General features: G+C 65.3%; 10 protein-coding genes. 9 read left to right on the forward strand and 1 reads right to left on the reverse strand.

What is annotated here, in order from left to right:
- Positions 1 to 32: 32 nt before the first annotated feature.
- The 7 genes from murG to lpxC all read left to right on the forward strand — a co-directional run bounded on the left by murG (position 33) and on the right by lpxC (position 8506).
- The gene (gene murG, locus ACD584_RS04480; protein WP_267130776.1) at positions 33 to 1268 is read left to right on the forward strand and encodes an undecaprenyldiphospho-muramoylpentapeptide beta-N-acetylglucosaminyltransferase; all 1236 of its coding nucleotides are present in this window, start codon (positions 33 to 35) and stop codon (positions 1266 to 1268) included.
- Entirely contained in the window at positions 1265 to 2698 is a 1434-nt protein-coding gene (murC, locus tag ACD584_RS04485; protein ID WP_076036395.1) for a UDP-N-acetylmuramate--L-alanine ligase, read from the forward strand. Before murG ends, murC begins: the two co-directional genes overlap by 4 nt.
- Positions 2695 to 3651 carry a D-alanine--D-alanine ligase gene (locus ACD584_RS04490; protein WP_076036394.1) on the forward strand — a complete coding sequence of 319 codons (957 nt, stop codon included), beginning with the start codon at positions 2695 to 2697 and terminating at the stop codon, positions 3649 to 3651. The genes murC and ACD584_RS04490 overlap by 4 nt, the downstream gene beginning before the upstream one ends.
- A 124-nt stretch (positions 3652 to 3775) precedes the next feature.
- Positions 3776 to 4612 (forward strand): cell division protein FtsQ/DivIB, encoded by an 837-nt coding sequence (locus ACD584_RS04495; RefSeq protein WP_076036393.1) that lies wholly within the window; start codon positions 3776 to 3778, stop codon positions 4610 to 4612.
- The gene (ftsA, locus tag ACD584_RS04500; protein WP_003485272.1) at positions 4609 to 5844 is read left to right on the forward strand and encodes a cell division protein FtsA; all 1236 of its coding nucleotides are present in this window, start codon (positions 4609 to 4611) and stop codon (positions 5842 to 5844) included. The genes ACD584_RS04495 and ftsA overlap by 4 nt, the downstream gene beginning before the upstream one ends.
- 295 nt (positions 5845 to 6139) lie before the next feature.
- Positions 6140 to 7369 carry a cell division protein FtsZ gene (gene ftsZ / locus ACD584_RS04505; RefSeq protein ID WP_011035966.1) on the forward strand — a complete coding sequence of 410 codons (1230 nt, stop codon included), beginning with the start codon at positions 6140 to 6142 and terminating at the stop codon, positions 7367 to 7369.
- Between the two features lie 225 nt (positions 7370 to 7594).
- Positions 7595 to 8506 carry a UDP-3-O-acyl-N-acetylglucosamine deacetylase gene (lpxC, locus tag ACD584_RS04510; RefSeq protein WP_076036392.1) on the forward strand — a complete coding sequence of 304 codons (912 nt, stop codon included), beginning with the start codon at positions 7595 to 7597 and terminating at the stop codon, positions 8504 to 8506.
- Positions 8507 to 8689: 183 nt separating this feature from the next.
- Here lpxC and ACD584_RS04515 read toward each other — a convergent pair whose 3' ends face one another.
- Positions 8690 to 9142, reverse strand: coding sequence for a DUF721 domain-containing protein (locus ACD584_RS04515; RefSeq protein WP_011035968.1), 453 nt, complete (start codon positions 9140 to 9142; stop codon positions 8690 to 8692).
- On the opposite strand from ACD584_RS04515, the gene ACD584_RS04520 reads away from it, so the two are divergent.
- Positions 9143 to 10087, forward strand: coding sequence for a M23 family metallopeptidase (locus tag ACD584_RS04520; protein WP_076036391.1), 945 nt, complete (start codon positions 9143 to 9145; stop codon positions 10085 to 10087). It begins immediately after the preceding gene.
- Between the two features lie 157 nt (positions 10088 to 10244).
- Positions 10245 to 12983, forward strand: a complete 2739-nt coding sequence (gene secA, locus ACD584_RS04525) for a preprotein translocase subunit SecA (RefSeq protein ID WP_076036390.1) — start codon at positions 10245 to 10247, stop codon at positions 12981 to 12983.
- The last annotated feature ends 274 nt before the right edge of the window (positions 12984 to 13257 follow it).

Consider the following 13257-nt stretch of genomic DNA (forward strand, 5'->3'; position numbering starts at 1 on the left):
CTGCACATGCCGCGGCATCGGTGCGACCGGTGATGATCCTGGCCGGTGGCACCGGCGGGCATATTTTTCCGGGCCTGGCCGTGGCCAAGGTGCTGCGCGCGCGCGGCGTGCCGGTGACCTGGCTGGGCGCCGACGGCGCGATGGAAACGCGGCTGGTGCCGCAGCACGCAATCCAGATCGACACGCTGGCCATCAGTGGCCTGCGTGGCAAGGGCATCGTGAAACTGCTCGGTGCGCCGGTGCGGGTGATGCGTGCGGTGCGCGCGGCCGGCTTCGTGCTGCGCAAGCGCCAGCCGCGCGCGGTGATCAGCTTCGGTGGTTTTGCCGCCGGCCCGGGCGGCCTGGCAGCGCGTCTGCTGGGCGTGCCGCTGCTGGTGCACGAGCAGAACCGCGCGCCGGGCATGACCAACAAGGTGCTGTCGCGTTTTGCGCGCCGCGTGCTGACCGGCTTTCCGGGCAGCTTCGCTGGCGAAGAAGCCGTGGGCAACCCGGTGCGCGAGGAAATCGCCGCATTGCCGGCTCCGGCCACGCGCCTGGTCGGCCGTGGTGGCCCGGTGCGGGTGCTGGTGCTCGGCGGCAGCCAGGGTGCCCGCGCACTCAATAATGCCGTGCCGGCCGCACTGGCTGCGCTTGGCCACCCGGCCGTTGACGTGCGTCACCAGTGCGGCGAAAAGCTGCGCGCCGAAGCCGAAGCCGCCTATGCGCAGGCAGCGGTGAACGCCAGCGTGGAACCCTTCATCGCCGACATGGCCGCGGCCTACGCCTGGGCCGATTTGGTGGTGTGCCGCGCCGGTGCCAGTACGCTGGCCGAAGTGTGCGCGGCCGGGGTCGGCAGCGTGCTGGTGCCGTTCGCCGCGGCCGTGGACGACCACCAGACCCGCAATGCCGAATACCTGGTCAGTGCAGAGGCCGCCGTGCTGCTCAAGCAGGACGACACCCTGGCAGTGCGCCTGCAGCAGGTGCTGCAGGCCCTGCTCGCCGACCCCGCCCGCCGCCTCGCCATGGCACAGGCCGCCCGCACCCTGGCCAAACCCGACGCCGCCGAACGCATCGCCGACATCATTCTGCAAGAGGCAGGGAATGGGGATAGCCAGCCTCCGGCTGTCGAAGAGCGAGCGGGATCGGGGATTCGTAACGAGCAACAGCACAAGCAGGACAGCATGCAGAAATCCATCAATGGCCAAATGTCGGCGCGATTGATCGCCGCTGTTGCCAATCCCGAATCCCGAATCCCCAATCCCGGCACCTCCGCAGGAGGTGCCCAGTGATCCGCCGTCTGCAGGACAGTGGCGATCTGGTGCGCGCGTTCCCGCGTGTGCATTTCGTGGGTATCGGCGGCACCGGCATGAGCGGTATTGCCGAGGTGATGCTGACCCTGGGCTATGAAGTCTCCGGCTCGGACAATGCCGACAACACGGCCACGCGGCGCCTGGCCAAGCTGGGTGCGCGCGTGATGCGCGGCCATTCGGCGGCCAACGTGCTGGGAACCGATTGCGTGGTGGTGTCCAGCGCGATCCGCGAAGACAACCCCGAACTGATGGAAGCGCGCAGCCAGCGCATTCCGATCATGCCGCGGGCGGCGATGCTGGCCGAGTTGATGCGCTTCCGTCGCGGGATCGCGGTGGCGGGCACGCACGGCAAGACCACCACCACCAGCCTGGCCGCGGCCGTGCTGAGCGAAGGTGGCCTGGATCCGACCTTCGTGATCGGTGGCCAACTGCTGGCCGCCGGTGCCAACGCCAAGCTCGGCGGTGGTCAGTGGTTGGTGGCCGAAGCCGATGAAAGTGATGGCAGCTTCCTGCGCCTGAATCCGCTGATGGCGGTGATCACCAACATTGATGCCGATCACCTGGAAAACTACGGCAACGACTTTGCCCGCGTGCAGGCGGCGTTTGCTGAATTCCTGCAGCGCCTGCCGTTCTACGGCCTGGCCTTGCTGTGCATCGACGACCCGGAAGTGGCGGCGCTGGCCGGCAAGACGCCGCGCCATGTGATGAGCTACGGCATGAGCGAGAATGCCGACGTGCGCGCCGAGGACGTGGTGCAGGACGGCCCGCGCATGCGCTTTACGCTGCGCCTGCCCGAAGGAACCACCACGCCGGTGACGCTGGCCCTGCCGGGCCGTCACAACGTGCTCAACGCACTGGCTGCCGCCGCCATCGGCTGGCAGCTGGGCGTGGCGCCGGACACCATCGCACGCGCGCTGGAAAACTTTGCCGGTATCGGCCGTCGCTTCAACGATCTGGGCGAAGTCACCACCGCCAGCGGCGCGCGCGTGCGCGTGGTCGACGATTACGGCCACCATCCGCGCGAACTCGAAGCAGTCTTCGCCGCGGCCCGTGGCGGCTGGCCGGACAAGCGCCTGGTGGTGGCCTTCCAGCCGCACCGTTACAGCCGTACCCGCGATCAGTTCGACGCGTTCGCCGCAGTGCTCAGTACCGTCGACGCTCTGGTATTGAGCGAGGTCTACCCGGCCGGCGAAGCGCCTATTCCTGGCGCTGATTCACGCGCCCTGGCGCGTGCCATCCGTGCACGCGGCCGTAGCGAGCCGGTGGTGGTCGGCCAGGTCGCCGGTCTGTCCGAAGTGTTGCCCGACGTTCTGCAGGACGGTGACCTGCTGCTGATGATGGGCGCCGGCGACATCGGTTATGTCGCCCAGCAGATCGTCACCGATGGCTTTGTCGGAGCGCCGGCATGAGTGCACAGATCGTTCCCGCGCGCATCAGCGACCCGGCCATGTTCGGCCGGGTTGCAGTGCTGCTCGGCGGCACCTCGTCCGAGCGCGAGGTTTCGCTCAATTCCGGCAGTAACGTGCTCGACGCCCTGCGCGCGCGCGGCGTCGATGCGCAGCCGGTCGACGGCATTCCGGCGTTGGCGCAGGCATTGGTCGCGCAGCGCTTCGACCGCGTCTTCAACGTGCTGCACGGCCACAACGGCGGCGGCGAAGACGGCATCGTGCAGGGGTTGATGGAGGCCTTCGGCGTGCCGTACACCGGCTCGAACGTGCTCGGCTCGGCGCTGAGCATGGACAAGATCCGTACCAAGCAGGTCTGGCTGTCGCTGGGCCTGTCCACGCCGCGCTACGCACGGCTTGCCGCCGGCGCCAGCGCGCAGCAGATTCACGCCGCTGCCGAGCAGATCGGCTTGCCAGTGATCGTGAAGCCGGCCAACGAAGGCTCCAGCGTCGGCGTCAGCCGCGTGTTCGACCAGGCGCAGCTCGAAGAGGCCGTGACGCTTGCCGCACGCTACGACGGCGCGCTGCTGATGGAACAACTGATCGAAGGCGACGAGCTCACTGTCGCCGTGCTCGGCGATGTGGCGCTGCCGTCGATCCGCATCGTGCCCAAGGGCCAGTGGTACGACTACAACGCCAAGTACATCGCCGAAGACACGCAGTACCTGTGCCCGGGCCTGGATGGCGACGCAGAAGCACAGATCGGCCAGCTCGCCCTGGATGCGTTCCGCGCCGCCGGCTGCAGTGGCTGGGGTCGCGTGGACGTGATGCGCGATGGCAGCACCGGCCAGCTGTACCTGCTGGAAGTGAACACCGCCCCGGGCATGACCAGCCACTCGCTGGTGCCCAAGGCCGCCCGCCAACTCGGCATCGACTTCGAAGCGCTGGTCTGGCGCGTGTTGGAGCAGACGCTGTGAAGCGGGGATTGGGGATTCGGCATTCGGGATTGGTGAACAGCGACGCCGCGTGCGCCGTTGCTGTTGCTGCTGCCGTTACGAATCCCCAATCCCCAATGCCGAATCCCGCGCGCGGAGCGCGTCTATGAACGCCACTCTGCGCATTCTGGCCTGGTTGATCGCGGTGGCGCTGGTCGCGTTGCCGGTGGTGGCCGTGCTCAATGGTTGGGTGGGCGCCGAGCGGTGGCCGTTGGCGCGCTTGCGTGTTTCCGGCGATTTCAAGCGGGTGCCGGCCGAGGAGCTGCGTGCGGTGGTGTTGCCGTATGCGCGCTCGGGATTCTTCGCAGTGAAGCTGCAGGACGCGCAGGACGCCATCGCGCGCTTGCCGTGGGTGGAAAGTGCGCAGGTGCGCAAGCGTTGGCCGGATGTGCTGGAAGTGCATGTGGTCGAACACAAGCCGTTCGCTCGCTGGGGCACCGACCGCATGTTGTCCGAGCAGGGCCGGCTGTTTCGCACACCGCCGTTGCTGAAGGATTTCAAGTTGCCGCAGCTCGGTGGCCCGGATGCCAAGACCCAGGAGGTGGTGGCGCTGTACAACGAGTCACGCGCGTTGTTCGCGCCGACCGGCCTGGATGTGGAGCGTCTGGAAATGGATGCGCGCGGCAGTTGGTCGCTGGGCTTGAGCAACGGCGTGCAGATCGTGATCGGTCGCGACGATGCACGTGCACGCCTGCAGCGGTTCGCGCGGGTACTGCCGCAGCTGACTGATCCACAACGTCCGATCGCGCGCGCCGACCTGCGTTACACCAACGGCTTTACGGTCGAACGGCAAATGGAAGAGGGCGCGCCGGAAACAAAGAAAAAGGTGCCGCCGGCCACACCCACCGCACACCACACGGTTGTTCTGGAATTGCCCCGCAACCGTAGACCGCTCTTCTCCAATCCCGAATCCCGAATCTCGAATCCCGGCTTTAAGACATGAACCGCAAAGGCGACAAATCCCTCATCGTTGGACTGGACATCGGCACCTCCAAGGTGGTCGCGCTGGTCGGCGAGTACTCGCCCGGCAATCCGATCGAAGTGATCGGTATCGGTTCGCACGAGTCGCGCGGCCTCAAGCGCGGCGTGGTGGTGGATATCGAATCCACCGTGCAGTCGATCCAGCGCGCGGTCGAAGAAGCCGAGCTGATGGCCGGCTGCGAAATCCGCTCGGTGTACGCTTCGATCTCCGGCAACCACGTGCAGTGCAAGAACTCGCCCGGGATCGTGCCGATCCGCGATGGCGAGGTAACCTGGAGCGATCTGGAGCGCGTGCTCGACGCCGCCAAGGCCGTGGCCATTCCTGCCGATCAACGCATCCTGCATGCAATTCCGCGCGAGTACGTGCTGGACGATTCGCAGGAAGGCATCCGTAACCCGGTCGGCATGACCGGCGTGCGCCTGGAGGTGCATGCGCACCTGGTGGTGTGCGCACAGTCAGCTGCGGCCAACATCACCAAGTGCGTGCAGAAGTGCGGCTTGCAGGTGGACGATCTGGTGCTGTCCTCGCTGGCGTCCTCGGTCGCGGTGCTGACCGCCGACGAGCGCGAGCTGGGCGTGGTGCTGGTAGATATCGGCGCCGGCACCACTGACCTGGCCGTGTACGTGCAAGGCGCGATCTGCCACACCGCGTCGCTGCCGATCGCAGGCGACCATGTCACCAACGACATCGCGCACATGCTGCGCACGCCGACGCCGGAAGCCGAGCAGATCAAGGTGCGCTACGCCTGCGCGCTGGCGCAGCTGGCCACCGCCGAAGAAAGCATCCAGGTTCCATCGGTGGGCGATCGCCCGCCGCGTCGCATGCCGCGGCATGCACTCGCGCAGGCGGTGCAGGGCCGCTACGAAGAAATTTTCGAGATGGTACAGGCCGAACTGCGTCGCTCCGGCTTCGAAGAAATGGTGCGCGCCGGCATGGTGCTCACCGGCGGCGCCTCGAAGATGGAAGGTGTGGTGGAGCTGGCCGAAGAAATGCTGCAGATGCCGGTGCGCGTGGGTATTCCCCAACACGTCACCGGCCTTGGCGAAGTGGTGGGCAACCCGGTACACGCCTCCGGCGTGGGCCTGTTGCTGATGGGCAGCCAGATCGAACACCCGCGCCGACCGTCGATCCCGACCGGGCGCGCCGGCAGCTTGTTCAAGAAATTGAAGAACTGGTATCGCGGCGAATTCTGAGTGGCAGGGATTGGGAATTCGGGATTTGGGATTGGTAAGAGCAAAGAAAAAACTGAGTGGCAGCAAGATTAAGTAGAGAGCGGCGAGCGGGTAGGCGGTAAACTTTTTTGCAGGCATTGCGTCGAGGAATAGGTGAGGTGAGTCGTAGAGCGCAGTAGCGGATCTATGGCCCCCCCCGCACACGAATCCCGACTTTCAAACAACAACACTCGCCGTGGTGCGGAGTGGACAGGGACCAACGCTTTTGCGAATCCCGACTCCCCATTCCCCAATCCCGGCTCAAGAGGACACTGACATGGCACATTTTGAACTGATCGAAAAGATGGCTCCCAACGCGGTGATCAAGGTCGTCGGCGTCGGCGGCGGTGGTGGCAACGCGGTTGCGCACATGGTGAACACCAACGTCGATGGCGTGGAATTCATCACCGCCAACACCGACTCGCAGGCGATCAAGAACTGCGGCGCCAAGCTGCAGCTGCAGTTGGGCACCAACGTCACCAAGGGCCTGGGCGCAGGCGCCAATCCAGAAGTCGGCCGCCAGGCCGCGCTGGAAGACCGCGAGCGCATCATGGATGCGCTGCAGGGCGCGGACATGGTGTTCATCACCGCCGGCATGGGTGGCGGTACCGGTACCGGCGCCGCCCCGGTGGTCGCGCAGCTGGCCAAGGAGATGGGCATCCTGACCGTCGCCGTGGTTACCAAGCCGTTCCCGTTCGAAGGCCGCCGCCGCATGCAGGTCGCGCTGAAGGGCATCGAGGAACTGAGCCAGCATTGCGACTCGCTGATCACCATCCCCAATGAAAAGCTGATCACCGTGCTGGGCCGCAACGCAACCATGATTCAGGCGTTCCGCGCTGCCAACGACGTGCTGCAGGGCGCCGTGCAGGGCATCGCCGATCTGATCGTGCGTCCGGGCCTGATCAACGTCGACTTCGCCGACGTGCGCACCGTGATGTCGGAAATGGGGCTGGCCATGATGGGCACCGGTTCGGCACGTGGCGATGACCGCGCGCAGGCCGCGGCCGAGGCCGCCATCCAGAACCCGCTGCTGGACGACGTCAACCTGGCCGGTGCCAACGGCATCCTGGTCAATATCACCGCCGGCCCGGATTTCACCATGGCCGAGTTCGACGAGATCGGCCGCACCATCGAAGCGTTCGCCTCCGAAGATGCGACCGTGGTCGTCGGCACCGTGCTCGATCCCGACATGCAGGACGAAGTGCGCGTCACCGTGGTGGCCACGGGCCTCAACCGTGCCGTTGCGCGGCAGACCCAGCGCCCGGACCAGCGCGCGCCGATCAAGCTGGTGCGCAATGCCACCACCGGCCAGCCGGAGTTTGGCGACTTCGAGACCGGCGGCGACGCGGTGTCCAAGGCCGTCGGCGGCAGCATGGGCCTGGGCCTGCGTCGTCCGAGCAGCGACTCGGCCGGCAGCAGCAACGCTGGCGCGTCCACCCCGGCCGCCGCAGATCTGCCGAACGACTACCTGGATATCCCGGCGTTCCTGCGCCGCCAGGCCGACTGACCGCTCACGCTGCGCGCGGTTCGGCGCAGCGGCAATGCCCTGGCACCCGCCGGGGCGCCTGTCATGTCCTTTTCTGCCGGGTCGGTGCCGACCCGGCAGCTTTTGCAGGGGCATGACTAGTGGGTTACAGTCTCCGTCACGCGTGATTTGTTAAGATTCGGCTAATCTCCCCCGATTAGACAGCCGGTTCAGCGTCTGTCTGCATTGCTCATACAGACTTCGTCCATGACCCAGCAACGCACTCTCAAGAACACCATCCGTGCCACCGGCGTCGGCCTGCATAGCGGCGACAAGGTCTATATGACCCTGCGCCCCGCACCGGTCGATCACGGCATCGTGTTCCGTCGCGTCGATCTGGAGCCGGTGATCGAAGTTCCCGCCGATGCCGAGCTGGTCACCGAGACCACGCTGTGCACGGGGCTGACCTGCAACGGCGCCAAGATCCAGACCGTGGAGCACCTGATGTCGGCACTGGCCGGCCTGGGCGTGGACAACGTCATCGTGGAGCTGTCCTCGGCTGAATTGCCGATCATGGATGGCTCCTCCGGCCCGTTCGTGTTCCTGCTGCAGTCGGCTGGCATCGTGGAGCAGAACAAGGCCAAGCGCTTCATCCGCATCAAGCAGCCGGTGGAGGTGCGCGAAGGCGACAAGATCGCGCGCTTCGAGCCGTACGAGGGCTACAAGCTCGGTTTCACCATCGAATTCAATCACCCGATGATCCCGGCCAAGCAGTCACGCCAGGAGATCGAGTTTTCCACCTCCGCTTACGTCAAGGAAATTTCGCGCGCCCGCACGTTCGGGTTCATGCGCGACCTGGAGTACATGCGCGAGCGCAACCTGGGCCTGGGCGGATCGATGGATAACGCCATCGTGCTGGACGAGTTCCGCGTGCTCAACGAGGACGGCCTGCGCTACACCAACGAATTCGTCCGCCACAAGATCCTCGACGCCATCGGCGACCTGTATCTGGCTGGCGGCGCGATCCTGGGTGCCTACGAAGGCTTCAAATCCGGCCACGCGCTCAACAACAAGCTGGTGCGTGCGCTGCTGGCGGACCAGGCCGCCTGGGAATGGGTCAGCTTCCCGGAAGGCACCGAGCAGCCACCGGTGACCTACGCCAGCCCCGTCTATGCCTGATGTCAGGGATTTCCCTGGCACGGCCGCGAAGTGTGAACTGCGTCGGATTTCCGGTCCATTCTTAACGTTTATTTAAGCTTTCCCTAACTCCTGCGGCGTCCATGACCGCTAGGATGCGTCGGGTCGTGTGCGGTACTTCGCAATTTCTTCACGCACCGGCAGCCGCTTGCAGCGGCATGGACATCACTTTTTGTTGGTCGATGGCACGTCGCGCAAGGACGCAAGTGCGTCACGCAAGCCGTTACGCGTGGCCTCGGATACCGGCGTGTGTGGGCGGTCGCGGTGTTGCTGTGTTGGGGAATGCAGCGGCGCAGAGGCCGTCTTGACGGTCACTGCGGTGACCTTCAGTCCGATGGATCGGGCGGCATCGAGCAATTGGGTTTCGGCAAGCCGCACCTTGGCATGCCAGACCGGCGAATCAACCAGAAAAACGAGCTGTTCGCCTCGGACATTGGCCAACCGGCAACGGGTGGCGAGATGAGGCGGTAACAGGGGGCGCAACTGCCGATCCAGCGCGTCGAGCCACAACGCTCGGCGCAGAGGGTCGCCAGCCTTTTCCCCGAGCAGGGCCTCGACGGCTTGCTGCGGAACGGATGGGCTGCGTGCGTTGGACTTGGGCTTGGACATGACACTCATATGGCGTTAAAGAAAGTCGTAATCAAATCTCGCGAGACCCGGGCCCAGCGGTTGGCCCGACAGTTCCAGGGCTTTGCCGCGGATCGACCGATGGTGGTGCTGGGTGCGGTACTGGGCCTGGGCATGCTGATCGGCGTCGGTGCAAGCACCGCCACCGGCATGGTGACCAATTCCGCGCTGCAGGCCAAGGTCGCGCAGCAGCAAACGGAGCTTGCGCAGGCGCAGCGCGCTTCGCAGGCCCAGGTCAACGCCCTGGCGGCACGCCTGGGCGAGTTGCAGGCGCAAGCCACCCGGCTCAACGCCTTGGGCGAGCGCCTGACCCAGATGGGCAAGTTGAAGGACGGCGAGTTCGACTTCGACGAGCCGGTCGGCGTCGGTGGCGGCGATGAGCCGGTCAACGACATGCCGGTGCAGTCGCTCAAGCAGGATCTGGGGCAGCTGGAGCAGCAGTTTTCCGCCTCCGGCCAGCAATTGAACGTGCTCGCCTCGCTGATGTTCGATCATCAGCTGCAGCAGAATTCGGTGCCGTCGCGGATGCCGATCCGCAACACCTACATCACCTCCGGCTTCGGTGGCCGCGCCGATCCGTTCGACGGTGGCTCCGCCTTCCACAAGGGTGTGGACTTCCACGCCAATGTGGGCGATCCGGTGATGTCGGTGGCCGATGGCGTGGTCAGCTATGCCGGCGTGCGCGGCGGCTACGGCAACGTGGTGGAAGTGGATCACGGCAATGGCTACGTCACCCGCTACGCGCACAACTCGCGCCTGGTGGTGAAGGTGGGCGATCTGGTCCGTGCGGGCCAGCAGGTGGCCAAGGCCGGATCCAGCGGCCGTTCGACCGGTGCGCACGTGCACTTCGAGGTCTGGGCCGACGGCCGCGTGGTCAATCCGCGCAAGTTCCTGGGCGATACCAACACCCCGGTGGGACGCCGCGGGCGCGGCTGATGGCGGCAGCGGGCGGTGCTTGATTCGTGAAGCCCCGCCCCAAGCTACAATAGGGTGTTGCCATCGACAGGGCGCAGTGCGCCCTGTTTCGTTTACGGCGGTCGGGTCTGTGGGGACCGGCGTCGGTCAAACCGTTCCTTTTCAACCGGTTTCTTCAATGATCAACAGTCTGCTTACCCGTGTCTTTGGCAGTCGTAACGAACGCCAGCTGCGCCAGCTCAACCGCCTCGTCACCCAGATCAATGCGCTGGAGCCGACGATCGAGAAGCTCTCCGACGCCGAGCTGCAAGCCAAGACTCCGGAGTTCAAGCAGCGGCTTGCCGCCGGCGAGTCCCTGGACAAGATCCTTCCCGAAGCCTTTGCGGTCTGCCGCGAGGCCAGCCGCCGCGTGCTGGGCATGCGCCACTACGACGTGCAGCTGATCGGCGGCATGGTGCTGCACCTGGGCAAGATCGCCGAAATGCGCACCGGTGAAGGCAAGACCCTGGTGGCCACGCTGCCGGTCTACCTCAACGCACTGGAAGGCCAGGGCGTGCACGTGGTGACGGTCAACGACTACCTGGCGCGCCGCGACGCCGCGCAGATGGGCAAGCTGTACAACTGGCTGGGCCTGAGCGTGGGCGTGGTGTATCCGGGCATGCCGCATAGCGACAAGCACGCCGCCTACGCTGCCGACATCACCTACGGCACCAATAACGAATTCGGCTTCGACTACCTGCGCGACAACATGGCGCTGTCGCGGGCCGACCGTTACCAGCGCAAGCTGCATTACGCGATCGTCGACGAAGTCGACTCGATCCTGATCGACGAAGCGCGCACCCCGCTGATCATTTCCGGCCCGGCCGACGAATCGCCCGAGCTGTACATCCGCGTCAATCGGATCGTGCCGCAGCTGACCAAGCAGGAAAGCGAAGAAGGCGAGGGCGATTACTGGATCGACGAGAAGGGCAAGCAGGTGCATCTGTCCGAGGCGGGCATGGGCCACGCCGAAGAGCTGCTGCTGCAGGCCGGCATCCTGGAAAACGCCGACGACGGCCTGTATGCCGCGCAGAACCTGAGCGTGGTGCATCACCTCAACGCCGCGCTGCGTGCGCATGCGATCTATCAGCGCGATGTGGACTACATCGTGCGCGATGGCGAGGTGGTGATCGTCGACGAATTTACCGGCCGTACCCTGTCCGGGCGTCGCTGGTCCGATGGCCTGCATCAGGCAGTCGAGGCCAAGGAAGGCGTTCCGGTGCAGCGCGAGAACCAGACGCTGGCCAGCATCACCTTCCAGAACCTGTTCCGCATGTACAAGAAGCTGTCCGGCATGACCGGTACGGCCGACACCGAAGCCTACGAATTCCAGAGCATCTACGGCCTGGAAGTGGTGGTGATTCCGACCAACCGCCCGACCGTGCGCAAGGACCATCCGGACCAGGTGTTCCTCAACCGCAAGGGCAAGTTCAATGCGGTGCTGGCCGATATCGAAGACTGCGCCAAGCGCGGTCAGCCGGTGCTGGTGGGTACCACCTCGATCGAAACCTCCGAGATGCTCTCCGAGCACCTGCGCAAGGCCGGCGTGAAGCACGAAGTGCTCAACGCCAAGCAGCATGAGCGCGAAGCGACCATCGTGGCCAACGCCGGCCAGCCGGGCGCGGTGACCATCGCCACCAACATGGCCGGTCGCGGTACCGACATTGTGCTCGGTGGCTCGCTGGAAGCGGAATATCACGCCTTGGGCGAAGACGCGACCGAAGAAGCCCGCTTCAAGATCAAGACCGATTGGCAGCGCCGCCATGAGGCGGTCAAGGCCGCCGGCGGCCTGCACATCATCGGTACCGAGCGCCATGAATCGCGGCGTATCGACAACCAGCTGCGTGGCCGCGCCGGCCGCCAGGGTGACCCGGGTTCCTCGCGCTTCTACCTGTCGCTGGAAGACAACCTGATGCGCATCTTCGCCTCGGACTGGGTCCAGAAGGCGATGCGCATGATGGGCATGAAGGAAGACGACGTGATCGAAGATCGCCTGGTCAGCCGGCAGATCGAAAAGGCGCAGCGCAAGGTGGAAGCGCACAACTTCGACATCCGCAAGAACCTGCTGGATTTCGACGACGTCAACAACGACCAGCGCAAGGTGATCTACGCACAGCGCGATGACTTGCTGGATGCCGAGTCGGTGAAGGACAACGTCGACGGCATCCGTGGCGACGTGATCTACGACCTGGTCGCTCGCTTCGTGCCGCCCAATTCGGTGGACGAGCAGTGGGACCTGCAGGGCCTGGAAGCCACGCTGGAATCGGAACTGGGCATGCCGCTGGCACTGCGCGAACTGGCCAAGACCCAGGAAGAACTGGACGCCGAGCAGATCGCCGCCAAGGTGCAGACCGCGGTGGCTGCGCACTTCGCCGAGAAGGAAGCCGCCGTGGGCGCAGACACCATGCGCGCGCTGGAAAAGCACGTGATGCTGACCGTGCTCGACCAGGGTTGGAAGGAGCATTTGGCCAAGATGGATTACCTGCGCCAGGGCATCTATCTGCGCGGCTATGCGCAGAAGCAACCCAAGCAGGAATACAAGAAGGAAGCCTTCGAGCTGTTCTCCGAGATGCTGGAGAACGTCAAGCGCGAGGTGATCAACCTGCTGGCGCGCGTGCGCATCCGCAGCGAAGAAGAAGTGGCCGAACTGGAAGAGCAGGAGCGTCGCCAGGCCGAAGCACGCCTGCTGGCCTCGCAGTTCCAGCACCAGGATGCCGGCGGCTACGGTGCAGACGAAGAAGTGGAGCAGATGCAGGGCGGCAACGCGCCGGTACCGGTCTCGCAGGTGACCCGCGACGAACCCAAGGTCGGCCGCAACGATCCCTGCCCCTGCGGCAGCGGCAAGAAGTACAAGCACTGCCACGGTCAGCTCAGCTGATCCTGTGGTAACCGTGGTGCAGCCCGTGAAGCGGGCTGCACACCCAACGTCCGCGCAGGACGCTGGGTGCACGGTCCTTGCTTCCGATCCCTCGCCTTTCTCTCGCCCCCCTAACCAAGGGGGATCGCAGAGGTATTCGTTGGAGCCCGATGCAGGGCATGCAGTGCCGAAGGCTAGGTGTGCTACTTCGCCGAAATCGCGCACCTCCTCCTTACAAGTCGTGGCCTGCGTCATAGCCCCGCGGTTGTCTGACAACCACGGCGTAGGCGCTAGG

The organism is Xanthomonas sp. NCPPB 2922, assembly GCF_041520885.1.
In the GTDB taxonomy this organism is placed as follows: domain Bacteria; phylum Pseudomonadota; class Gammaproteobacteria; order Xanthomonadales; family Xanthomonadaceae; genus Xanthomonas; species Xanthomonas campestris.

Coding starts and splice junctions, on each gene's coding strand:
- lpxC (WP_076036392.1), top strand. CDS start 7,595: ATGACCCAGCAACGCACTCTCAAGAACACCATCCGTGCCACCGGCGTC.
- ACD584_RS04520 (WP_076036391.1), top strand. CDS start 9,143: ATGGCGTTAAAGAAAGTCGTAATCAAATCTCGCGAGACCCGGGCCCAG.
- secA (WP_076036390.1), top strand. CDS start 10,245: ATGATCAACAGTCTGCTTACCCGTGTCTTTGGCAGTCGTAACGAACGC.
- ACD584_RS04490 (WP_076036394.1), top strand. CDS start 2,695: ATGAGTGCACAGATCGTTCCCGCGCGCATCAGCGACCCGGCCATGTTC.
- ACD584_RS04515 (WP_011035968.1), bottom strand. CDS start 9,142: ATGAGTGTCATGTCCAAGCCCAAGTCCAACGCACGCAGCCCATCCGTT.
- murG (WP_267130776.1), top strand. CDS start 33: ATGATCCTGGCCGGTGGCACCGGCGGGCATATTTTTCCGGGCCTGGCC.
- ftsZ (WP_011035966.1), top strand. CDS start 6,140: ATGGCACATTTTGAACTGATCGAAAAGATGGCTCCCAACGCGGTGATC.
- ACD584_RS04495 (WP_076036393.1), top strand. CDS start 3,776: ATGAACGCCACTCTGCGCATTCTGGCCTGGTTGATCGCGGTGGCGCTG.
- ftsA (WP_003485272.1), top strand. CDS start 4,609: ATGAACCGCAAAGGCGACAAATCCCTCATCGTTGGACTGGACATCGGC.